A 20894-nucleotide genomic window follows, 5' to 3' on the forward strand; every position below is an offset into this window, starting at 1 on the left:
TTTTCTTATGTGCTTTTTCAACACCAAGTTCAAGCCGCACCGCCAAAAATGACAAAAAAGCCTTTCACAACGCGTTTTGATCCATCTGTGCTGGCACTGGCTCAACAGCTCGCAACGACTGAACGTCGCTCGATCACCGCTGTCATTGAGCTTGCATTGATCGAATATGCAGAACGTCGCGGTATGAAGGCACCGGACGTGGAGGATGACCGATAGTTTGGGTCGGATCCGGCCTTCGGCGCAGAATTCATCTTAGCAGGGAGCCCAGGGTTGCGACCCCCGGGGGCACTCGCCGCCTCTCGCGGGAGTTTTCTGGTCGAGCGGCTCGTGCCCGTCCGTGCCCGAATCTGTTGGGAACTACCTTCTTGCCGCACGAGCCAACCGATGATGTCGGGCTGGATGCCGATCACTCCTCCGAAGACACGATCCCGGTCCTTGGTGGCGCTTTTCTTTGCCTTGCCGCCGCCGCCGGTGGCCGACACCGGACCAGAAATGCCTGTGCCGACGTCATTCCCGCCGTGCTCGGCGGTGTATTGCGGCAAGCCGGCCAGCGCCATAGCTCGAAGCAAGAGGTGCAATATGGCTCGTTAAAATGACTGCTTCCAACCGACCTCTGCATTCGCGCCAGCGTATCAGGACCACAGGTGGTCGAGCTCCATTTCCGCCGTTCTTCTCGTCTTGACTCGCAATTGCCGACCGCCTACTCACACGCCGTGTTAGCACTCGGCTTACGTGAGTGCTAACCGATGTCCGGCGGCCTCGCCGGATGGAGGAACAGTTCTCACCGTTCTCATTCGAGGAAGACAACATGGCAAAGTCCAAATTCCGCCCGCTTCATGACCGCGTGGTCGTTCGCCGGGTCGAATCCGAATCCAAGACCGCCGGCGGGATCATCATCCCGGATACGGCGAAGGAGAAGCCGCAGGAAGGCGAGATCATCGCCGTCGGTTCCGGTGCTCGCGACGAAAGCGGCAAGCTCGTGCCGCTCGACGTCAAGGCCGGCGATCGCGTCCTGTTCGGCAAATGGTCGGGCACTGAAGTCAAGCTCAATGGTGAAGACCTTCTGATCATGAAGGAATCCGACATCATGGGCATCATCGGCTGAACATCGGTCACACCATCAACTGAATCTTGAATCTGTGGGTTCGACCCGAGCCCCTGCCAGGAGATTACAATGGCTGCAAAAGACGTAAAATTCTCCCGCGACGCCCGTGAGCGCATGCTGCGCGGTGTCAACATCCTCGCCGACGCGGTGAAGGTCACCCTCGGTCCTAAGGGCCGCAACGTCGTCATCGACAAGTCGTTCGGCGCTCCCCGCATCACCAAGGACGGCGTCACCGTCGCCAAGGAGATCGAGCTCGAGGACAAGTTCGAGAACATGGGCGCGCAGATGGTGCGCGAGGTTGCTTCGAAGACCAACGACATCGCCGGCGACGGCACGACGACCGCGACCGTTCTCGCCCAGGCCATCGTCCAGGAAGGCAACAAGGCGGTTGCCGCCGGCATGAACCCGATGGACCTCAAGCGCGGCATCGACCTCGCCGTCAGTGAAGTCGTCGCCGCTCTCGGCAAGGCCGCCAAGAAGATCAAGACCTCCGAGGAAGTCGCCCAGGTCGGCACGATCTCGGCCAATGGCGACGAGTCGGTCGGCAAGATGATCGCGGAAGCGATGCAGAAGGTCGGCAACGAAGGCGTCATCACCGTCGAGGAAGCCAAGACCGCCGAGACCGAGTTGGAAGTCGTCGAAGGCATGCAGTTCGACCGCGGCTATCTCTCGCCCTACTTCGTCACCAACGCCGACAAGATGGTCGCCGATCTGGAAGACGCCTACATCCTGCTGCACGAGAAGAAGCTCTCCAACCTGCAGGCCATGCTGCCGGTCCTGGAAGCTGTCGTTCAGACCTCGAAGCCGCTGCTCATCATCTCGGAAGACGTCGAAGGCGAGGCCCTGGCCACGCTGGTCGTCAACAAGCTGCGCGGCGGCCTGAAGATCGCCGCCGTCAAGGCGCCGGGCTTCGGTGACCGCCGCAAGGCCATGCTGGAAGACATCGCCATCCTCACCGGTGGCCAGGTCATCTCGGAAGACCTCGGCATCAAGCTCGAGAATGTCGGCCTCAACATGCTCGGCCGCGCCAAGAAGGTGTCGATCTCCAAGGAGAACACCACCATCGTCGACGGCGCCGGCAAGAAGGCCGAGATCCAGGGCCGCGTCGCCCAGATCAAGCAGCAGATCGAGGAGACCACCTCGGACTACGACAAGGAGAAGCTGCAGGAGCGTCTGGCGAAGCTCGCCGGCGGCGTCGCGGTGATCCGCGTCGGCGGCGCGACCGAAGTGGAAGTCAAGGAAAAGAAGGACCGCGTTGATGACGCGCTCAACGCGACCCGCGCGGCCGTTGAAGAAGGCATCGTCGCCGGCGGCGGCGTGGCCCTGCTGCGTGCCTCGGACAACGTCAAGGCCACTGGCGTCAACGCCGACCAGGACGCGGGCATCGCCATCGTTCGCCGCGCGCTGCAGGCTCCGGCCCGCCAGATCGCGGCCAACGCTGGTGCCGAAGCCTCGATCGTTGCCGGCAAGATCCTCGAGAACAAGGCCAATACCTTCGGCTTCAACGCCCAGACGGGCGACTATGGCGACATGATCGCCATGGGCATCGTCGACCCGGTCAAGGTCGTTCGCACCGCTCTCCAGGACGCCGCCTCGATCGCCGGCCTGCTCGTCACCACCGAAGCCATGATCGCCGAGGCTCCGAAGAAGGAAGCTGCCGGCGGTATGCCGGGCGGCATGCCCGGCGGCGGCATGGGTGGAATGGGCGGCATGGGCGGCTTCTAACGGCACCCCCGATTATCTTCGAAAGGGCGGCAGCAATGCCGCCCTTTTCCGTTAGCCGATGGGGCATTTGCTTGCCTCGCTGGCGCCATGGCTTGCCATGCCTTTGCTGGCGGCGCTCGGGAACATATCTCGGGTCTTCCCCAATCCCGCATCGTGACCAGAGATCTTGCAACGGACGATCAGCAAGCAATGATCTTTGCTGGCCAATAAACCTGGAGCATCAAACTGTCCCTCACCAGACGCTGGATTGCCGTGCAAAAAAACTGCAAGCCGCTCACTACCCTTGGCCTCAGCACCGTATATCCGAGGCTGAGAGGCTGCTCGACGCCGCGACGCGGCCGCCTTCGCGTATCGTCGCCAATCGGCGAGCATATCTTCGCCATGCCGATCAATGTGCTACCATGCTTCATGGCCATTGGTTCGAATTCGCGTCCTCGGCACCTGCCCAAAAAGAACTTTCCAGCCTACGCGTACTTACCGGGCAGTCAGCCACATCCAATTCGCGATCCCGCTGGACATAGCTATCTCATCGAGCCGATGCTGGTCTCCACAGATACCGCGATTGGCTCAGATCCATTCCTCTGGGGTCTCGATCTCTTCAATTATGGGTATTACTGGGAAGCCCATGAGGCGTGGGAAAGTCTTTGGCAAGTTGCGGAGCGAGGCAGCCCTTCTCGCGCGTTCTTTAAGGCATTGATCCTTTTGTCGGCAGCAGGCGTGAAGATACGTGAGGGCAAAACGGCTGCAGCGTTGCGCCACTCGCGGCGAGCCGCAATGCTGTTTCGACTGTTGGCCGGCTCGCCGGAAGCCATTGCTGAAGAGGCGCTTGGCCTCCCGCCAGCAATTCTCGCCGACTATGCCGAGGCAGCAACGACGGCCCGGGTTGCGTTGCCGGCCGTGCCACTCGGTTGGCCTCAACCCGTGTTTGATTTTGTCCTTATTGCGCCGGCCGCGGCTTTCGCCACCATATCCGCTGGCGAATAGCGGCAGGATGAGCGGGAAGATGCCAATGAATGGCCGGGTTCCGTTACTCTCAATGTTGGGATTGAGGTCCCCTCTTGCGAGAGCACGCACCGAATAGGCGATTGGTCTATTCTGGTGGCTCGGAGACCGACTTTCCGAAGATATCAAGAACGTCCGCCACTGTCCTCAGGATTTGCGACAAGGGAAGGGTTTCCCGGGCGGATAATCGCACGTTCGCTCGCTGGAATAGCGAAAGGCAGATTTCACTGGAATCGTGCCGCGACTGATAAGCCAGTCCGTCTGGCTGATCCTTGTGATCCCACAGCGCGTCGGACCAGAGACCGCAGGGCTCGTACGGGCCGGTCGAGATTGCGTTGTCTGTGCCCACCATTTGAAGACCTGCGCCATGGAGGCGTACAACACGCAACGGCCGAACGGAGATCAGGCTCGTCGCAGATCGGCTTACGATATCCGTCGAAGCAACCATGAGGCGTTGCGGGTTTCGCAAGAGTGTTTCGGCCAGCGCACCACGAAGGCTCAGCGCGCAATAGAGAACGCCGAAGCGGCCGCTTGCACTGTCGAAGCGGCTTGTTGGCGGCACATCTGGACCAGGACCGAAGAAGATCGGATCGAACGACGATCGGTGAATGCGGTGGAAGATCTGTCCCGCCTTTATTTCCTCGATTGGTAGCGAAATTCCTCCGAGCCAATCAGGGGGTGGAGGCGCCACACCGGATGGGCCGCGCCGTGCGGTCCGCTTCCGAGACTTCATGCAAAGCCGTCCTGCGCCTCGCTCCGCAGCAGGCGCAGGACTGCTTCCCGATTGCCAGCCTTCAAAGCCTCGATTGGAGCGCGTCCTTCAAGGGCAGAATCGGGCGCGAGCAGGAAGTCCAGCGTCACCCACGGCCCAGACGAAGCATAGGCCCGCACCACGTCTGCAATGCCGGCGGCCACATCCGTGTTATCGAATTGGCACGTCGGATAACGCCAATCGCTCCCCTCCCGGATGGCGAGCAAAGCCTCCGCCCGCCGACGCTTATCGACTGCCTGCCGTGAGATGCCTATCAGGCGTCCAGCGTCTTCGGCGGACACGGTGCCACCCGCGCGCTCGATCAAAAGCTTGCGATGTTCGATATTCCTGGCAAAGGCTGGAACGAGCGGATCGAGTTCCATGACCGCCGATCCGACAACATCCAATTGGCTCAGAAGACGCGCGAGCGACCCGGCGTCGGTCGGAGCGGCGAGTGCTTCGGAGAGGGTCTTTCGCGACGCGTTTGCTGTCATGCGCTCAAGCGCTGACGTGGCACGTCGGAGAAAGGCGGCCTGCAGGGTATCGGATTTTCGAGCACCCGTGTTTGGCGCCGTGCGAGCCATAATTATCTCTTTGGTTGACCTAGGGAATATATGCAGGTGTTCGACTGACGTCAACCTGGTGATCACTGGGGGTCGCAATCAAGTTTCTCGAAACTGACATCGCCCCCTGCGACAGGGTATCAGCAGAGGCATGTCCTCGCGCCGAAGACGGTCGGAATAGATCTACAGGGGCTTTCTGTCCTGGAATGTCCTCGCGTCTCCGAACCGTGACGCATGCGGAAACGAATGCTGGAATATCGAACAGTGCGTGGCTTTTGGATTCACCAATTCGCAAAGGCGCTGCGTTCTCTTCGACCAGCCGGGAGAGTATTTCAGCAGCCGGGGCACCGATAGCGGCGCGAAACGTCAGAACTGATTGTCTATTCCGAAAGTGAGGGACGAGGCGAGTCCTGACATTCTCAGCTCGGATTGCAGCACTGCAATTCTGCAGGGGGGCAACCTTAGCAGTTAGGCGTAGTCAAATGGAAGTTGGCGTTCCATGTTGCAAACAGGTCAGGGACTTGATCGACCCGGAAGTATCGTTCCGCAGCGGTTTTACTGGTTGCTTTATCACGTCGCGCCAGCCGCTCGGCCTCTTGCCGTGGGACAACGTAGATTGCGCGAGCCTTGAACTCATCGGACGGTAACAGGACAATCGCCAACCAATCGAATTGGTCATAGTCGTTGTAGCCGACATGGCAGCACCACGTTTAAATGTCCTCGATTTCACCGAAACACGTTGTGCTGGCCGATCGAACGGTTGCGCGATCACGTCATAGCCTGGCCAGTTGTCGGGAACTTTTAAGGCGGGGATACCAGCCAGGGTGAGTTCCGCGGCCACGATCATTTCACAAGCATCACCCATTTGCTTGGTCGTGTATCGCCGCGGTGCAGTCGTCCCCATGCCGATCGGATTGGCCCCCGCTGGAGCTTTTAGCATTTGAGAAAATCCTCGTTGCCGGTAGCCTAACCCAAACGGAGCCGCTGCCCTGACTTTAGGATAAATGTGCTCGGCAGGTCAGGTCTGACTTCCGCGCCGAACAGACCTGCGAAAGTCGCGAAATCGTCAAGCCACATTCGGCCTGGGGAGAACGAGTGGACAATCATCGCTGCCTCATCGGTTTTGAACCGCTGAGCCTCGATCAGCGCGGAAGCCGTCCGGTGCATCAGCTGGTAACGGACATGGGCTGGTGGCATCCCATCGAAGCCGAGCAAACCGCATAGCTGGCGCATACGGTCTCGCTTTCCCCGCGACGGTTCGGCATACCACTCGCCCACCGTCGGGCCGAATGGCTCGCTTACCTTGCCTTCGATGGTTGCAGCACAAGTCTGCTCGCCGAACCGAATGAGCGCAAACACATCGTTTTGGCTGTCACGGTTGCCACCGTCGAGTGGCACTTTGTGTTCAGGCAAGGCCAGTAATAACTTGGCCGGGTCGTCGAACATCTGCGCGATCTCATGCGGTAAGCCATCGGCACTCTCCCAGCAGTGAGCGAGCGTCTTTGCCGAGCAGCCGGTTCGCCATTGTCTAACAGGCTCCGCGAGAAATCCCTGCCAACTCGCCGGGCCTTGGCTGGGGATATAAACCCTTGTTCGATTGATCTTTCGTAGCATGTGGCTAGCCATCGTCACCTTCCTTTTCGACGCTTCGTTGACGCTGGCTTTGATCGGATACGGAGCCGCCCGCCTTCGGGCTGATCAATCTCAAACGCACCAGTCTCGCGAACGAGATCGCTGAGCTTCCGAAAGCCGAATGTTCGCGGGTCGAAATCTGACGCTAGGTTGGCAAGTTGAGCGCCCACGCCACTGAGCGGCACCCAACCGTCCTCATCCCCTTCCATTTGGGCTAGCGCCTTCTCTATTGCGGCGGCGGCGACGCTGGGAGACTGCAAAGCCCTCGTTGGGGCCGCGTGTGGACGGTTGCCTGCTGCCGTTGCTCCCAGGTTCTCTGTGTAAACAAAACGACGGCAGGCTTGTCGGAAGCTCTCGGGCGTTTTCTGTTCCCCGAACCCGTATACATCGATTCCCTGTTCTCGGATCCGGGCAGCAAGGCGCGTGAAGTCACTGTCTGAGGAGACCAAACAAAACCCATCAAACCTGCCGCTGTGAAGCAAATCCATCGCGTCGATGACGAGCGTGATGTCAGAGGCGTTCTTACCTGTGGTGTAGGCGAACTGCTGCTGGGGAATGATTGCGTGCCGGGCAAGCACGTCAGCCCACCCTTTGGACCGAGTGCCTGAGAAGTCGCCATAGATGCGCCGGACACTCGCTTCTCCGATCTTGGCGACTTCCTCGAACAGACCATCAGCGATCTTGGCAGAGGCGTTGTCCGCATCAATCAGCACAGCAAGGCGCGGAGATCGTATGTCTGTGGCCATGGGCGCCTACCTTCCCTTTGGGATCAGCCTTACAGCCGGAGCATGGCCGGTAAGACCTTGGTCTCCTGCATCAACGTTGGTATTGCTGACCAGAGGGCCTCTTGGCTGTCAATGTCCGACTTTGTGCCACCACAAGGTATATCACTCGCATGTCCTCCGGGTTTGGCTGGCAAGCGCAGCGAATCTTCCCGCAAAATCGCATCTTGGCTTGTCATCAAGGAAGTTTTGACAGGCGATAAGGCAATGCTGTCGCTGCACTGGGCGAGAGAGGCCGGGGAACACGACATTCTTGTAGGCAAGAAATAGGGGAGAGGTATGTTTCGTTATCTGGCGCGTCGTCATGATCGCAAGTACATCTTGAGAACCTTACAACGGCAGAGGCGTACCGATCACAGGTCCATAGGGTTTGGTTATGATGCTTCCTTGGCGTTTGCAGTTAACGAGGCCGAGGACAGATATGCAAGCGGTGAACTGACGTTCACGGAGCTTTCCAAAGGAGAGCGGTTTTTCTCCCCGATTTTGCCCTCAGAACCATTAAACGAAAAAGGAAATATTGTTCTTTTCCAGTCCGATATCACATCCATAGATGACGACAACAATACATTTGAATGTAGGGTAACCGGTGGTGGATCGAAAGAGCATGCGCTTGTTGTGTTTCATCATTGGTACGCGCGGAACCGTTTCTCAAAATTCGCCAGGTTCTTTGCCGCAAGGGGCATAACAGTTGTTGAGGCTACCCTCCCATATCACTTTAGTCGTGGTTCCGACGATTATTCCGAGGAAAAATTTTTCAACGCGAATTTGGGACGCACCGTCCGATCGATGAGACAGGCGGTATTGGATGGCCGTAAGATTGTCCGTTGGCTTCATAGTCAGAGGTATCGAAAAATCTCGGTTGTAGGCATGTGCTTAGGTGGCACGGTTGCTGGTCTGATCGCTGCTCAGGAAGAGATGGTTGATAAAGCGGTTCTCATGGTATCGCCAATGAGCCCTGCTGATTTTGTTTGGACAGCGGAAACCATGAAGTCGTTGCGTGGTCGTATTGAACCAGCCATGTCACTCAAAGATTTGAGAACCGCTTGGGGACTCATTAGCCTCGAGATGCATACGTGGGGTCTGACGCGTCCTGGCCTGGATGTGATGTTCGTGCTTGGCAGGGACGACACGATCGCGCGTCCAGAAGCTTCGGATCGGGTGATAGAGGTATTGACGAAATGCAATCGTTCGCCTGAGGTCCTGCGTCTCAATTGCGGACATTCGTCTGTTGGGATTTTTCCCTACAACATGATCGCAGCCAGGAAGATGCTGCGATTTTTCAAAGAGTCTCCCACCTAGCGGAGATCTGGGGTTCGCGGGTTTAGCTACGAATTGAGCGCCCGCTCGACGTCGAGCCGCCACTGCTTGAGCGCCGCCTCGCCGTCGTTTTCCAGCCGCTCGGCCGCTTCGAGCGTGGCGGCCAGGCGCACCAGCTCGAGCACCTCCAGGAAGGCCTCGGCGATGGCGTCGCATCAAAGCTCGATGCGGCGATAGAACAATACCCGCCCGGCTGGAATGAGTTGGAGCAGATAGTCGAAGTCCGAGACGTTGGCAGTCAGGACAGAGAATCCGAGCTTCTGCGCCTGAAGAAACAGAACGCGTCCCTGCAAAGCGCGAAACCTTGCATCCTTCTGATAGCCCTGGAGCCGGCACAAGATACCTGATAGGTGCGCCGCACGCCCTAACACATCCGCATCGGGGGTAAAGACCCGATGTGCCGGCATGCCTGCGACGACCACCCCAATCTGTCTAACGACGCGCCTCGTACCGGAGTGAGCGGGATCGAGCACTCCGACCGAGTGCATGAGTTCCTGCACCGCAACCGTCGAGTGGTTGCTCCGTCGAATATTGACCAGATCGGCGACGGCATCTGGTGCTCGCCCCTGCAAGCCGTCGATGTAAACGCAGGTATCGAGCAGCAGCTCCTGGCCTGCCTCCGCCTGTTCGCTTATGAAGGGCAGGTCGGGCCGCCGAGACAATGTCCGCTGCGGATCAAACCGGGAGCCCACCGAACCGACGCGTCGAAACTGAATTCCGCCACGCTAGAAACCCAGTTTCAGCGACGGATCGACCGTGCCTCGAACCTCACTGAACGTCTTTCCGAAATCGTCGTCGAGCGCCACATTGGCCAGGGCAAATTCAATCAAATCGGTATCAGTTTGAATCCCAGTCTGCTTCTTTGCCTGCTCCAACAGCGCGGGACTGATGCAACCACCGATGCGCGCGCTTTTTTCACCGAGAAGGCCCGAGTGTTCCGCAGCCTTCATCACTGCCTCAAAGCGAGTTGCATCGACAACGACGAACTTTCCAGTCTTGGCGGAACGCCCGACCTTTGCCTTGAGAGACGTCACTGCCACCTCGCATGGCTAATCATCCGTGACCTGCTCTTTTCGTGAACCCTGGTTTTATCGCCTTCGCCATAGCCGTGTCCTCGCGTTGAACAGAATGCTGATTTGTTGAACATAGCATCGAACGGCAACGATTAAAGATGGCCAGGAATCACCGCTACGACTCATCTCTTGACTCTTCGGCACTCTTCGGCGCGAAAGTAGGGACGCGGGAAGTCCTCGACGAGTGCCCTCAAGGATTTCAATTTTCGGGAGGAGAGACCCGTGGTCTCCGGGAAGTCTCGGCGCAGGTCGGCAGCCAGGCAATCGATGATACGCGCCCCCCCAGCCAGCATCGCTTTGTCCGTTCAAGATGTCGTGGCCGATGCTCCAATAGAGGAGAAGCAGCTCTTGGTTGACGGAAAGAGCTGGCACTGAGGCGAGCTGTCCGGATGCGCTCCTTCAACTCGGCGAGCAATGAGGCGTAGCCTGTCTTTGCCTGAAGCTGGGAAGTTTTCGGTCATGAGTCGAATTAGCATGATGTGCCCGGGAGCATAGGAAGCAATGCTGCTCCAAGCGAAAACGTGCACGGGGCAGCGTGTTATGTTCCGCGAACTTTGCATTCTGTCGCTGGACGCTCGAGGCGCTCTGCAGCGGGCTGTCGAGATACCCATTGCAGAGGCCTGTTCGAGCCCTTTCTTTACTGAATCTGTTCATCATCCTGATCGCAAAACCGTGCTGTCGCTGGGGCTGATCGACGACCGCAACGCGTGGTGCGCCGACTTGCCCGCCATCCTGGACCGCATAAAGCCCGCAGTAGCCGGCTGGCCCTCGGATCGGATGTGTTGCTCCTGCTGCACGTGCCGATCGATCTCGACCTGGAGGACGCGCTGGAAGACACGAATGTCAAATCCTGGCTCGCATTCGCGGCGATGGACGAACTGGTCGTCCTGTCGCGCGCCTTGTCGGAGGGCAGGAACGCACGGTGCAGGTCGAATTAAAGGCCTCCGCCTCCGCCGCCGCGTCCCGGGCCGCACGACCCTTCTGGTCGACGGGCGGCTGGCCGCGGTCTGGACGCGTTCAGAAGCTTTCAGAAGCGGCAAAAAAACGTTTCCAACCGAGGGTTGCAAGTGATGCAGCAGAGCCCTAGCTTCTCATCGTACGAACAGCAGTGCTACTTGCACAACTGGAATGCGGAGAGACCTTATGTCAGCAACCGGCAAGGCACCTATCGCCACTGAAGTCCCCTGGTCGGACAGTCTCACGGCTTACGACAAAGAGCACTTCACGACCTACTTGCGATTTCTGGATGCCGCTGCCGACGATGGCACTTACGAAGAAATGGCCCAGAAGATCCTCGATATCGACCCGCAATGCGAACCTGAACGCGCCAGGAATGCCGCGCGCAGTCACCTCGACCGGGCGAACTGGATGATTACGACAGGCTATAAAGAACTGTTCGCAGGCTGAGCATGCCATTTTACGGCTGCCGACAAAGCCGAGGGTTGAAGCTGCGCCGATGCCGGGGAGCGGTTCGGCACTTCTTCGCGCTGACGTTCAACGGCGTCGGCGAAATCGGACGGGCTGCCTCGCCCCGCCCATTCTCCTTGCCCGCGAGCGCGAGCAAGGCTGCACCGATCGATCCAAGGTCCGCCGATAAGACGCCAGCAATGCCAATTCGACATTCTCCTCGGGACCGGGACGCAGGCCTTCCAGAAACGAAAGAGCTGGCCAACTGTCGACCGCGCCGCTCATTCGACATCCGTCAGATCATCGAGAAGCGTGCTGACCTGTCATCAGTAATGCAGAGGGCCCGGCCATGAACAGGCCATCAGGGCGCCCATCTTCCGATCGATATCGCAAGGCTCGCTTCAGAGAAATTGCACGTGAGATCGTCGCGAAAGATCGCTACAACCGGAAATACGGGATATCGGTCCATACCGCAGGCGCAATCGCCAATGCACTTGAAAGAGCGTACCGGGAGGGACTCCGTGACAGTGAACACGAAGCCGTTCCCGTAGCCGAGCAACCTAACAACGGACCGATGGTATGGGCGCTGATACCGCCTCGGCCGCGGGACGCGTTCTGGACCATTTGCCTGTTCACCCTGTCGCGTGGCGACCGACCTGCCCCCGGCGGACGTCTTGTTCCTGCGACCACCGAACGTGGAACGCCCGGATGGATGCTCGACTTGCAGGAGCGGACCTATGAGAAACTATTTGGTGACAGAACGATCGCACCGCTCTTGCGCCTCGGTCTTATCGAGGAAGCTTCCGATGATCCTACACACCGTGTTGTCTCGAAACAAGGAAGGGAAACCTGGAGCCAATTCCTCCAGAGGGGCGGTCAATATCCGAACGACCTCACCAACCTTTAGCCGCGATGAAGCTCGAGTTCGATTCGCGCTTAGGTGTTATCCCGTCCCGGAACCCTCATCGTTGCGCTCGGGTCAGAACGCAATCCATGCGCCCCGGCAGCTCCGAGGCGCCGCATCCGGCTTCCGCAGCATCCGAAATTGCGCATAGGAGGTATAGCTGCGCATAGTCTGGAAAATTGCGCGTGGGTGTGCTTAATTGCGCATAGCGGCGTTAGGCGCAACAAAGTAGCACGCATGGTAAGGCGTATTCTGGAAGAGGAATTGCGGGCGATCGGGGAGGTCGTGCGCCGCCAAGACCATGGTGCGACGGCGCAGCAGATCGCCGATTCGCTGAAAGAGCGGCCGCCGCGGCGCACGTTGCAATACCGCCTCAAGCACCTTCCTGCGTGATGACGTTCGTGCACGGCGCGCCCGGCTGTGGCGCGCGCGGGCCGGATGCGATGAAGCCAAAGGAGCGCAGATTGCCGATCAGGTCGCGGCTGATAAGCCGGTCCGTCTGGCTGGTCCCTCAGCGCGTCGGACCAGACACCGCAAGCCATTGCTGACGTCAACCGATTTGGTCTACGCACGCTCGAGCGTTCTGACGATGGCGGCGCAGGATCGCAGGTTTTGATCAGCTCTTGCTTTGCTCTTCCGGGTAGTTGGCGCTCACGTATTCGCTCGCCGCTTGCGAGGAACGGAACGTTGCCAACTGCCGTGGAGCTTCGTCCGGCCGCTGTGCCGCGCGGATCACCAAAACCTGATCGGAGTCGAGACACAGTGTGGGCCGCCCGCGAAACTTCAGCCATCCCGCTTGCTTCGCCTCGGCCAATGCACAGGCGGCATCGTAGTTGTCTGCGACACCAAGATGTGTCGAGCGGTCCCAAGCACCGCCGTTGAGACAACGGACCTCGATGCGGCCGTCCCCCAAAGTGATGCCGTAGGGACGATCCCACCATGCATCAAGCTGCGCCTTGGAACGCTTGTCGTTCGGCGTCGAATCGAAAGTCTTTGGCAATTTGGGGTCGAGCGGAATCCGGTTCGGCATGTGGTTCTCTTGCAAGGCTGCGGACGTCGCAGGATAACCCAAAACGGCATGATCGGAAATCTGTTCTACGACTATACGATTCGCGGCGCACAAGAACCGTTACTTCTCAGGTGCAATCCTTCGACGTTGATCCTGTGAGTGGAGCGCGATTTTTCTATTCGTCGATGGCAGCGTCTGCGGCATCAAAGCCAGCATCTACAAATCCCGGCATGATGTCCCCGGCGAGCAACTTCTCCTTGGAGAACAGGCCGGCGTCCTCGAGCCTCGAAATCCGGCAGCTGGCGAAGCGTGTCGAGCCCGAACTGCGACAGGAAGTTCTTGGTCGTCACATAGGTGTGCGCGCCGGGCTGCGGGCTGCGCGGCCCCGAAGCGATGAAGTCCTGCGCGCGCAGCACGCCGATCAGATCGCGCGACACCTCCTTGCCGAAGAAGGAAGACAGCTCGCCACGCGTGATCGGCTGGACATAGGCAATGCACATCAGCACCAGAGCCTCCGACTGCGACAGTTCTTTTGTTCCCTGCCCGGCGGGCGTGCCGAATGCGGCATGGATGACGTCGGCAAAGGCTTTTTTGGTCCGGTGCTGTCAGCCGCCGGCGACCACGACCAACTCATAGAGGGCGGCCGATGAACTCGGCGCGGATGTCGTCGATGAGCAGGTCGATATTGCAATTTCTTCCCACCACCCGCGCGAGGACACTACGTGTCACCGGCTCACTTGCGGCAAAGATCACCGCTTCGATGCGGCCCATCCACTCGCGCCAGCGCAGTTCTGGCGGTAGGTGTTCGAGCTCTTTGTCGAGCAGCGCTGGCTGATCGCTCGGCTTGCGGCGGGCGGAGGCTTCGCTCATCGCTAAAGCCCAAACAGCCGGAAGGTCGGCCGGCCCGACAGCTCGCGCACGGCCTCGAGCTGCTGCAGCCGCTCGAACAGCCGCCGCGCCGCAAAGCGCGACAGGTTCTTTGTCACCAGCGATCCGGCGACGGCATCTTCATTCAAGAGCAAAAAAATCACGTCGCCGGCGCCCTTGGCGCGCAGTTTTGGCGCCACCGCCAAAAGTTTTTCGGCGCGGCGCGACAGCTCCGCGGCCAGCCGGCAGGCCTCCGCCGCCGCCTGAACCAGCCTCAGGCACACCGCGCGCTCAAATCCGTCTCCCCCGGGTCGGACGCGCTTGCCGTCTTCGGCGCGGAATGCCCGCCCGAATCCCTAGGCTAGCCCAGGAAAAAGGTGTACCGAAAAGGCGAGTTCGTGCGAATACATAGATTCATGCTGCCAAACGAAGCGGCGAGGTGAACAACCCCCTTCGGGACAGTATCGGGTCGTTCCTTGAGACCGAGCGCCGTAGGCGGAAGCTTCGCCATCAACAGATGGCGGGACTTTTCAAGACGTCCCCTGGTCAAGGGCTCGCATACCGCACTTCCATTCGCACCGCCGAAAAGCGAAACAATGTGACGCTGCGAACGATCGAACAGATGGCCCAGGCGTTGCAGGTGTCGATCGCGACACTTCTGGTCGGCAGCGCCGAGGTGGAACCATCGGGGGCACGAGCTCACCGAAAAATCGATCCGCGCGCGCCTGGCCGTCATCATCAACAGCGAGCGTGGGCGCCGCAATCTGCTCCTCTATCAAATGGCGGAGCTCCTGGGTGTGTCGGAGATCACCCTCAACAAGTTCGCCGACGCGGACGGCAATGTCAGCGTCGATACGATCGCCGCTATCGGCAAAGCGCTCGGTCGCGATCCGGCGACCTTTTTGTTTGAGCAATCCGACAGCCAGCATCAACCGGCCTGATTTGGCACCGCCTATCTTTAAGGGCTGTCCTTCAACAAACTTTTGCTGATCTCTACAGTCTCGGTTCAGCGACGTCCTGTCGACGCCTCGTAGATGCCGAACGGCTTCAAGCCAGACCGAAGCCGCCCCGAGCCGGACACTCGATCGGCGCATTGTTGTTGGATGACGATCTTGCTCATCCCTGGGGCGAAGAGCGCCGCCCTGGTGCGTAGGTCGCCTTGTTGTGGCGCAAACAGTTGCTGGTTCTGGCAAACCCACTGCTCGGCCAACGCTACCGCGAACAATAGGGCGGCCCGTGGCCCGCCCATCAGTGACCAAATGCCTCTCGCAGAAAGTCGATGAACACCCGTACCTTCTCCGGCATATGGCGCCGCTGCGCGTAGAAGGCATAGATCGGTTGCTCGACGGGCTCAAGGTCAGGCAGGAGGCGTATCAGGCGGCCCTCGCGAATGTCCTTGGCCACCATGAAGTCTGGGAGCAAGGAATAGCCGTATCCGGTCAGACAGGCGTTCCTGACTGCGCGCGCCGAGTTCATGGTTAGATGTTGGGGAACGTCGAAATGGATGGTCGCACCGTGGTGATTGAACTGGTGCGTGCGGCCCCATTCTCCGCTGACCTGCGTGACCGACGGGCAATCCTTGATCTCGTCGATCGATAGCGGCGTGCCGAATTTCAGACAGAAGTCCGGCGAAGCGACGAACACGATCTGCTGCGTCGAAATCTTTTGAGCGATCAGGGATGAATCGCTGAGCGGCCCGACGCGGAGCGCCACATCATAGTGCTCGCCGATCAGGTCGACCAAACGGTTTCCGATATCGACCGAGACACTCAGCTGAGGGTACCGTTGCATGAAGTCAGGGATTGCAGGTGCCAGGCATTCGTTGCCAAAGGCGGTAACGCACGACACGCGCAACAGACCGCGCGGGGTGTCGTGGCGCTCGCGCACCATATTCCGCATATGGTCGAGTTCCTCCAAGAGGCCGGCACTTTTTTGCACGAATTCCAATCCGGCATCGGTCAGATTGAGTTGACGGGTCGTGCGGTTAAACAGCCGCGCACCAAGGTCCGCCTCAAGCTCGGCAATGATCCGGCTCACCGAGGGTGCGGAAATTCTGAGCTCGCGGCCTGCCAAGGTAAAGCTTCCGTGTCGCGCAACCTCGACAGCCACGCGCATGGCCTCAACCATGTCCATTGGTCATTCTTTCGCAATTCAAAACAATCTTTCTCGCGCAGCGCCCATTAACACGGAATGCAAATCTATGCATCACAGGGAGGCAGCCTTCCATTCATGGAGATCGTCATGGCAAGAAATCCCAGCTGGATCCTTCGGAGCCATCCCTCGGCAATGCCCACGACTGAGAACTGGGCACTTGAAGATCGCCCTGTTCCGGAAGCGTCAGACGGAGAGCTCCTGGTCAAAACTCTTTGGCTCTCAGTGGACCCTTACATGCGTGGCCGCATCAGCCCGGCGAAGAATTACGCCGCGGGATTCAAGCTGGGCGATCTGATGCTGGGAGGCGGCGTCGGGGAAGTGATTTCATCCGGATCATCTGACTTCAGCCCGGGTCAGATCGTGATGAGCGACTATTTCGGCTGGCAGCCCTTCACCGTCGTTCCGGCGTCATCGGCAAAGATCGTGACCACCACTGACGCTCCCATGCAGGCCGCCCTAAGCTACCTCGGAATGCCCGGTCTAACGGCCTATTTTTCTCTGCTCAAGACCGCCCGCCCCAAGCCGGGTGAAACGGTGCTGATTTCCGCGGCGTCCGGTGCCGTCGGCCAGATCGCGGGTCAGATCGCGCGTATCAAGGGCCTTGATCCGGTTGCCGTGGCCGGCACCGATGAGAAGCTCGAATGGTGCAAGGAGCTTGGCTACCGGACAGCCGTCAACCACCGTACTTCGGCCGATTTGGTTGCCGATGTCGCTGCGGCATGCCCGAATGGGGTGGACGTCTTCATCGACAACACCGCTGGCCCCATTCACGATGCAGCCATGCTGAACCTCAGCACGTTTGGCAGGGTGGTCGCCGTCGGGACGATTGCTTTGGCAGACCGGCTCGATCAACCGGATATCGGGCTCCGCCATCTCCGAAGGACGCTGATTGCGCGTGCCCGTATTGAGGGCTTCCTGCTCGACGACCACGCGAGCGAATATGAGCCCGCCCTTGCCGATCTTCTCTCTTGGTACAAGCAGGGGCTTCTTCAGACGAAGGAGGATATTGCGGAGGGTATCGAGTTGGTCCCTCATGCGTTCGTGCGCATGTTGAAGGGTGAAAATTTCGGCAAACAACTCGTCAAGCTCTGAACGAGTAGGGCGTTCCAGGTTTGGGCCGAGGAGCGTCGCGCGGACCACATCACCGATATGAGTCGATGCGGGTCGACCGATTCATAAGTGTCGTTGGACTGGACCACCAGTATCGACGATGCTGACATTATGATCTCGCAACCTTACAATCTCCATGTCGAACGCTCGGACCTCGAAGAACATGGCGCGCTACTATACCATGTCGATCGAAGCAAACCTGTTCGGAGATGTTTGCCTGCTTAGAAAGTGGGGCCGTATCGGAACCACAGGCCAGTCGATGGTCCATCATTTCGGGCGGGAAGAGGAAGCGGTACAGCTCTTTCTCGATCTGCTCCGTCAGAAACGCAAGCGCGGCTACCGTCCGCGCGCTTTAATGCCGCGATGAAAAGGCCCGCCGAAGCGGGCCGCGGATATCGCCTCGTCGGCGCCGGCTCCAGCCGGTCTCGAAAGATACTTCGATCTCGCCGAAGAACGGGATCTTGATCGCGAACTTCAAGCCGAGCTTGCCCTTGCGCAAGAAGTGGCTGATCACCTCACCGAAGGCGCGGAGCCGCTGCCTGGTGGCGATGAGGAAGCAAGCTGTTGCATGGTGCTCTCCTTTCGATTTGCGGATATCGCGGGGGGTAAGGCCGCAGACCGGCTCGAAGAGCCCAAATGGAGCAACGATGAGCTGACCGACGTCATGCTCGCCCACCCCATTCTCATCAACCGGCCGATCGTCGAGACGTCCACCAGGCTTTGCCGGCCTTCGGAGACGGTGCTGCCGCTCCTGGACAATCCGGTGCGCAAGTACCTGAAGGAAGACGGCGAGAAGGTCGCGTGCACGCCGCCGGCTTAGATGTTTAGGTGGGTATTCGGCTTTGCCCCACGTCTTGAACGGTTGTTTGAGGTGCTGCGCTTCGAGCTGATGATAAGACGTGGTCTGCGTAACAGCCACAAGCATCAGGAAAGGAAGCGCAGCATGAAGCATTATGCCGGACTGGACGTCTCCGTGAAAGAGACCTCCGTTTGCATCGTGGATGAAGGGGGCCGAATTTGCCGAGAGATGAAGGTTGCGAGCCATCCGGACGATCTTGCTGAGGCATTGAAGAACCCCGCCTGGAATCTGGCTCGGATCGGGCTTGAAGCTGGCCCCTTGTCACCATGGTTGTTCAGTGGCCTGGCGGAAGCTGGATTACCTGCAATCTGCATCGAAACCCGTCATGCGAAGGCGTTTCTCAAGGCACAGGTCAACAAGACCGACCGCAATGATGCACGCGGCATCGCGCAGATGATGCGGGTTAATTTGTTCCGGCCGGTACACGTCAAGACGCTGATGAGTCAGAAACACCGGGCGCTGTTGACAGCCCGCAAACTGCTGCAGGAAAAGGCCATCGCAATTGAGAACGACATTCGAGGCTTGTTGCGTAACTTCGGTCTCAAGGTTGGCGTTGTCGGCGCCGGCAAATTCGCGGATCGCATCCGGGACCTTTCCGGCGACATTCCGGAACTGCGCGACATCATGGAAGCGTTGCTCGCTCCCCGGCAGAAACTTCGCGAGCAGTTCACGGTGCTGCACGAAAGACTGCTGTCGATCGTGAAGGGCGACACGGTGTGCAGGTGGTTGATGACCGTGCCAGGTGTCGGCCCCTGTCGTTGCGCTGGCCTTCAACGCCACGGTCGACATTCCTGCTCGCTTCAAGAATTCGAAGGCCGTAGGGCCAACTCTCGGGTTGACGCTGCGTTTGCATCAAGTCAGGTGAGGACAATCGCGTCGGACGTGTTTCCCTGTGCGGTGACGCCATGATGCGGACGCTGCTTTATGAAGCCGCGCAAGTCTTGCTGACGGTGGTGAAAAAGTGGTCATGGCTGAAGGCTTGGGCGATGAACGTCGCCAAGCGCCGGGGCCGACAAAGAGCGACTGTTGCCCTTGCTCGCAGATTGGCTGTCATCATGCACAGAATGTGGTCTGACGGCAGTGAGTTCCGTTGGGCGCGAGAGGGAGCCGCAGCGGTGATATAGCCGGGTCCAGCTACGAAAGGGGGAAGGCCCGATAACGAGATCCGCCAGGGCGGATGAGTGTCCTTCGCGGGACGGAGGATGAAGAGAGGACGTGCCGGGACTCGTTTCCACCGCGGCAACATGGTGAGAACGCTGTTTAGATTGCCCCCTTCATTCCAACTGATCCCATGCTGGGAGGGCCAACGTGCCGATCCCGAAGAGAAGCGCCTCGCGAAAGACATCAAATGCCCGTGGCAGAGGAAGCTTGAAAGTGATTGACTTCAACACGCCGAATAGAGAAGTCCCGGCATTTGCGTGAGGCCGCCAAATCCGGACGGGTCGCCGCTGTGCCGTCGGCAGTTCCTAAGATCGCCGAGAGACTCCTCGATGGCGAGGCGCGATGCTGGTCGGCTTGCCGGCCACTGAGGTGCGGGAGATTGTGGACGTATCGAAAGAGTAGCGCCGTAGCGCAGCCTCCGCTTTCGATCAGGGCCAGGACAGCTGGTTGCGCGGCAGCCGGCCGCTGGGATCGATCACCTTGACCTGGTGAGGCGAATCCTCGCCCCAGGTCCACAGCACCAGGTTTTGATCGGCCGCGTCCGCCCCCGGCGCGAAGCTCGGCACGAGAATTCCGGCCGCCCCCTGTTTGACGAGCCGTTCGCGGATAGCCCAGGACGGCGGCCGCTTGCCGTCGGCCAGAAAATCCATCCAGGCGCAAGCCATGTCGTCATGGCGAATGCCGGCCGCCTCCTGGCCCTCCGCGTTTCTCAAATCTACAATATCCTCGCAGTCGACATCATAGGAACAGAGCACGCAGGGATCGATCCGGTGGGCAAAACCCTGGTTGGCCTCCTTTACCGCCGTCACGATGTTGAGTGCGAGGTAGAGGGTCGGAACTCCCTTCGGGTTAAAGCGCGCGCCCCGAATGGCCGCACCATCGCCTGAGATCGGCTTGAAGGCCCAACGCGGATCATGCGCGCGGTAGCACGTCCCTTCAAACCTCAAGCAAAGCCACCGACGGCAAGATGGTCGAGATAGTCACGAACCGCGCCGGCCTTGCCTTCCTTGACCAGCGCTTCGGCCGTCCTGCCGCCAAAGGCCGGGATTGGCTGGGCCCGGTACCAGGCCATGGCCTGCTCCTTGCCGCCAGCCCAATCCGTCACCCGGCCGATGATTTCAAGCATTTCCTTGATGCGGGTCTGGGTCTTCGGCGTGCGGTTCCGCGCCGCCTTGTAAAGCGACTCGCGGGCAAGCCCGACCGTTTCCGCCAATTGGGTCTTGGACATCCCGAAGCTATCCGCTACCCGCTCACTCGAGATCGCGCCGGACTTGTCCATGAACGTCAGGATCAACGTTTCATCATCCGGTTTTGCAGAGTGGCGACCTACCTTCGCCCTTTTTTTTATCAGCGTTTCCATTGCCTCACCCTGTGCCTCACTTATGAGGCACAATATAGGACAATTTTCGGTGTCTGCAAGGTTATGGCGCAACATTCGGCGTGTCCTCACCGGATCGGCCTCGCTCCGTCAGC

General features: G+C 59.3%; 23 protein-coding genes and 6 pseudogenes. 16 read left to right on the top strand and 13 right to left on the bottom strand.

Features of this window, described 5'->3' with window-relative positions; all coding sequences use genetic code 11:
- The first annotated feature begins 365 nt into the window (after positions 1-365).
- The 4 genes from ABID26_RS22575 to ABID26_RS22590 all read left to right on the top strand — a co-directional run bounded on the left by ABID26_RS22575 (position 366) and on the right by ABID26_RS22590 (position 3814).
- Entirely contained in the window at positions 366-596 is a 231-nt protein-coding gene (locus ABID26_RS22575) for a hypothetical protein (RefSeq protein WP_354416522.1), read from the top strand.
- Between the two features lie 212 nt (positions 597-808).
- A complete protein-coding gene (gene groES, locus ABID26_RS22580) occupies positions 809-1105 on the top strand; it encodes a co-chaperone GroES (protein ID WP_040975262.1) in 297 nt (98 codons plus the stop codon).
- 69 nt (positions 1106-1174) lie between these two features.
- On the top strand, positions 1175-2830 hold the full coding sequence (gene groL, locus ABID26_RS22585; RefSeq protein ID WP_354416524.1) for a chaperonin GroEL: 1656 nt from the start codon (positions 1175-1177) through the stop codon (positions 2828-2830).
- Positions 2831-3211: 381 nt separating this feature from the next.
- A complete protein-coding gene (locus tag ABID26_RS22590) occupies positions 3212-3814 on the top strand; it encodes a DUF309 domain-containing protein (protein ID WP_354416526.1) in 603 nt (200 codons plus the stop codon).
- A gap of 106 nt (positions 3815-3920) precedes the next feature.
- Here ABID26_RS22590 and ABID26_RS22595 read toward each other — a convergent pair whose 3' ends face one another.
- Both ABID26_RS22595 and ABID26_RS22600 read right to left on the bottom strand, forming a co-directional pair.
- The gene (locus ABID26_RS22595) at positions 3921-4565 is read right to left on the bottom strand and encodes an RES family NAD+ phosphorylase (protein WP_354416528.1); all 645 of its coding nucleotides are present in this window, start codon (positions 4563-4565) and stop codon (positions 3921-3923) included.
- Complete coding sequence (locus ABID26_RS22600; RefSeq protein WP_354416530.1) at positions 4562-5167, bottom strand: DNA-binding protein; 606 nt, start codon at positions 5165-5167, stop codon at positions 4562-4564. The genes ABID26_RS22595 and ABID26_RS22600 overlap by 4 nt, the downstream gene beginning before the upstream one ends.
- A gap of 175 nt (positions 5168-5342) precedes the next feature.
- On the opposite strand from ABID26_RS22600, the gene ABID26_RS22605 reads away from it, so the two are divergent.
- On the top strand, positions 5343-5522 hold the full coding sequence (locus tag ABID26_RS22605) for a PAN domain-containing protein (RefSeq protein WP_354416784.1): 180 nt from the start codon (positions 5343-5345) through the stop codon (positions 5520-5522).
- 102 nt (positions 5523-5624) lie between these two features.
- Here ABID26_RS22605 and ABID26_RS22610 read toward each other — a convergent pair whose 3' ends face one another.
- From ABID26_RS22610 to ABID26_RS22620, 3 genes are read right to left on the bottom strand one after another with little or no spacing between them, the layout of a single operon-like run.
- Positions 5625-6086 carry a PDDEXK-like family protein gene (locus tag ABID26_RS22610; protein ID WP_354416532.1) on the bottom strand — a complete coding sequence of 154 codons (462 nt, stop codon included), beginning with the start codon at positions 6084-6086 and terminating at the stop codon, positions 5625-5627.
- Between the two features lie 26 nt (positions 6087-6112).
- On the bottom strand, positions 6113-6772 hold the full coding sequence (locus ABID26_RS22615; RefSeq protein ID WP_435528598.1) for a DUF6946 family protein: 660 nt from the start codon (positions 6770-6772) through the stop codon (positions 6113-6115).
- A 2-nt stretch (positions 6773-6774) separates the two neighbouring features.
- Positions 6775-7524, bottom strand: a complete 750-nt coding sequence (locus ABID26_RS22620; protein ID WP_354416536.1) for an NYN domain-containing protein — start codon at positions 7522-7524, stop codon at positions 6775-6777.
- Between the two features lie 42 nt (positions 7525-7566).
- Between ABID26_RS22620 and ABID26_RS22625 the strand changes: the two genes are divergently transcribed.
- A complete protein-coding gene (locus ABID26_RS22625) occupies positions 7567-7830 on the top strand; it encodes a hypothetical protein (protein WP_354416538.1) in 264 nt (87 codons plus the stop codon).
- A gap of 9 nt (positions 7831-7839) precedes the next feature.
- Positions 7840-8859 (top strand): alpha/beta hydrolase family protein, encoded by a 1020-nt coding sequence (locus ABID26_RS22630; RefSeq protein ID WP_354416540.1) that lies wholly within the window; start codon positions 7840-7842, stop codon positions 8857-8859.
- Between the two features lie 173 nt (positions 8860-9032).
- On the opposite strand, the gene ABID26_RS22635 is transcribed toward ABID26_RS22630, so the two are convergent.
- Positions 9033-9569: a type II toxin-antitoxin system VapC family toxin gene (locus tag ABID26_RS22635; protein WP_354416542.1), complete on the bottom strand. Its 537-nt coding sequence runs from the start codon at positions 9567-9569 to the stop codon at positions 9033-9035.
- 33 nt (positions 9570-9602) lie between these two features.
- A complete protein-coding gene (locus ABID26_RS22640; RefSeq protein ID WP_354416544.1) occupies positions 9603-9911 on the bottom strand; it encodes a hypothetical protein in 309 nt (102 codons plus the stop codon).
- Positions 9912-10616: 705 nt separating this feature from the next.
- Between ABID26_RS22640 and ABID26_RS22645 the strand changes: the two are divergent.
- The 4 genes and pseudogenes from ABID26_RS22645 to ABID26_RS22660 all read left to right on the top strand — a co-directional run.
- Positions 10617-10920 (top strand): annotated as a pseudogene (locus ABID26_RS22645) (5-methyltetrahydropteroyltriglutamate--homocysteine S-methyltransferase); the annotation flags it as partial.
- A gap of 173 nt (positions 10921-11093) precedes the next feature.
- Entirely contained in the window at positions 11094-11357 is a 264-nt protein-coding gene (locus ABID26_RS22650) for a DNA -binding domain-containing protein (protein ID WP_354416546.1), read from the top strand.
- Between the two features lie 349 nt (positions 11358-11706).
- Complete coding sequence (locus tag ABID26_RS22655) at positions 11707-12264, top strand: hypothetical protein (protein WP_354416548.1); 558 nt, start codon at positions 11707-11709, stop codon at positions 12262-12264.
- A 261-nt stretch (positions 12265-12525) separates the two neighbouring features.
- Entirely contained in the window at positions 12526-12654 is a 129-nt protein-coding gene (locus tag ABID26_RS22660; protein ID WP_354416550.1) for a hypothetical protein, read from the top strand.
- A 223-nt stretch (positions 12655-12877) separates the two neighbouring features.
- Here the strand turns inward: ABID26_RS22660 and ABID26_RS22670 are convergent, their stop codons facing one another.
- From ABID26_RS22670 to ABID26_RS22680, 3 genes and pseudogenes are all read right to left on the bottom strand, one after another.
- Complete coding sequence (locus ABID26_RS22670) at positions 12878-13291, bottom strand: hypothetical protein (protein ID WP_348526629.1); 414 nt, start codon at positions 13289-13291, stop codon at positions 12878-12880.
- 154 nt (positions 13292-13445) lie between these two features.
- A pseudogene (gene scpB / locus ABID26_RS22675) lies at positions 13446-14140 on the bottom strand (SMC-Scp complex subunit ScpB).
- A 2-nt stretch (positions 14141-14142) separates the two neighbouring features.
- A pseudogene (locus tag ABID26_RS22680) lies at positions 14143-14490 on the bottom strand (DUF1403 family protein); the annotation flags it as partial.
- A gap of 444 nt (positions 14491-14934) precedes the next feature.
- Here ABID26_RS22680 and ABID26_RS22685 point away from each other — a divergent pair.
- A complete protein-coding gene (locus ABID26_RS22685) occupies positions 14935-15078 on the top strand; it encodes a hypothetical protein (protein ID WP_354416552.1) in 144 nt (47 codons plus the stop codon).
- Between the two features lie 307 nt (positions 15079-15385).
- Here ABID26_RS22685 and ABID26_RS22690 read toward each other — a convergent pair whose 3' ends face one another.
- Positions 15386-16270, bottom strand: coding sequence for a LysR family transcriptional regulator (locus tag ABID26_RS22690; RefSeq protein WP_354416554.1), 885 nt, complete (start codon positions 16268-16270; stop codon positions 15386-15388).
- Positions 16271-16378: 108 nt separating this feature from the next.
- On the opposite strand from ABID26_RS22690, the gene ABID26_RS22695 reads away from it, so the two are divergent.
- The 4 genes and pseudogenes from ABID26_RS22695 (at position 16379) to ABID26_RS22710 (ending at position 19384) form a co-directional block, all read left to right on the top strand.
- A complete protein-coding gene (locus ABID26_RS22695) occupies positions 16379-17383 on the top strand; it encodes an NADP-dependent oxidoreductase (protein ID WP_354416786.1) in 1005 nt (334 codons plus the stop codon).
- Positions 17384-17512: 129 nt separating this feature from the next.
- Positions 17513-17768 (top strand): annotated as a pseudogene (locus ABID26_RS22700) (WGR domain-containing protein).
- A gap of 255 nt (positions 17769-18023) precedes the next feature.
- Positions 18024-18221: pseudogene (locus ABID26_RS22705) on the top strand (ArsC/Spx/MgsR family protein); the annotation flags it as partial.
- 123 nt (positions 18222-18344) lie between these two features.
- Positions 18345-19384, top strand: a pseudogene (locus tag ABID26_RS22710) (IS110 family RNA-guided transposase).
- Positions 19385-19849: 465 nt separating this feature from the next.
- Here the strand turns inward: ABID26_RS22710 and ABID26_RS22715 are convergent.
- Entirely contained in the window at positions 19850-20368 is a 519-nt protein-coding gene (locus ABID26_RS22715; RefSeq protein ID WP_354416556.1) for an RES family NAD+ phosphorylase, read from the bottom strand.
- On the bottom strand, positions 20365-20781 hold the full coding sequence (locus ABID26_RS22720; protein ID WP_435528599.1) for an antitoxin Xre/MbcA/ParS toxin-binding domain-containing protein: 417 nt from the start codon (positions 20779-20781) through the stop codon (positions 20365-20367). The genes ABID26_RS22715 and ABID26_RS22720 overlap by 4 nt, the downstream gene beginning before the upstream one ends.
- Positions 20782-20894: the final 113 nt, after the last annotated feature.

It is taken from the genome of Mesorhizobium shonense, assembly GCF_040545255.1.
In the GTDB taxonomy this organism is placed as follows: domain Bacteria; phylum Pseudomonadota; class Alphaproteobacteria; order Rhizobiales; family Rhizobiaceae; genus Mesorhizobium; species Mesorhizobium shonense.

Bases quoted from the DNA above. Each gene is read 5' to 3' on its own strand.
- groES (WP_040975262.1), top strand. From the start codon at position 809: ATGGCAAAGTCCAAATTCCGCCCGCTTCATGACCGCGTGGTCGTTCGC.
- groL (WP_354416524.1), top strand. From the start codon at position 1,175: ATGGCTGCAAAAGACGTAAAATTCTCCCGCGACGCCCGTGAGCGCATG.
- ABID26_RS22590 (WP_354416526.1), top strand. From the start codon at position 3,212: ATGCCGATCAATGTGCTACCATGCTTCATGGCCATTGGTTCGAATTCG.
- ABID26_RS22595 (WP_354416528.1), bottom strand. From the start codon at position 4,565: ATGAAGTCTCGGAAGCGGACCGCACGGCGCGGCCCATCCGGTGTGGCG.
- ABID26_RS22600 (WP_354416530.1), bottom strand. From the start codon at position 5,167: ATGGCTCGCACGGCGCCAAACACGGGTGCTCGAAAATCCGATACCCTG.
- ABID26_RS22610 (WP_354416532.1), bottom strand. From the start codon at position 6,086: ATGCTAAAAGCTCCAGCGGGGGCCAATCCGATCGGCATGGGGACGACT.
- ABID26_RS22615 (WP_435528598.1), bottom strand. From the start codon at position 6,772: ATGGCTAGCCACATGCTACGAAAGATCAATCGAACAAGGGTTTATATC.
- ABID26_RS22620 (WP_354416536.1), bottom strand. From the start codon at position 7,524: ATGGCCACAGACATACGATCTCCGCGCCTTGCTGTGCTGATTGATGCG.
- ABID26_RS22625 (WP_354416538.1), top strand. From the start codon at position 7,567: ATGGCCGGTAAGACCTTGGTCTCCTGCATCAACGTTGGTATTGCTGAC.
- ABID26_RS22630 (WP_354416540.1), top strand. From the start codon at position 7,840: ATGTTTCGTTATCTGGCGCGTCGTCATGATCGCAAGTACATCTTGAGA.
- ABID26_RS22650 (WP_354416546.1), top strand. From the start codon at position 11,094: ATGTCAGCAACCGGCAAGGCACCTATCGCCACTGAAGTCCCCTGGTCG.
- ABID26_RS22655 (WP_354416548.1), top strand. From the start codon at position 11,707: ATGAACAGGCCATCAGGGCGCCCATCTTCCGATCGATATCGCAAGGCT.
- ABID26_RS22670 (WP_348526629.1), bottom strand. From the start codon at position 13,291: ATGCCGAACCGGATTCCGCTCGACCCCAAATTGCCAAAGACTTTCGAT.
- ABID26_RS22690 (WP_354416554.1), bottom strand. From the start codon at position 16,270: ATGGACATGGTTGAGGCCATGCGCGTGGCTGTCGAGGTTGCGCGACAC.
- ABID26_RS22695 (WP_354416786.1), top strand. From the start codon at position 16,379: ATGGCAAGAAATCCCAGCTGGATCCTTCGGAGCCATCCCTCGGCAATG.
- ABID26_RS22720 (WP_435528599.1), bottom strand. From the start codon at position 20,781: ATGGAAACGCTGATAAAAAAAAGGGCGAAGGTAGGTCGCCACTCTGCA.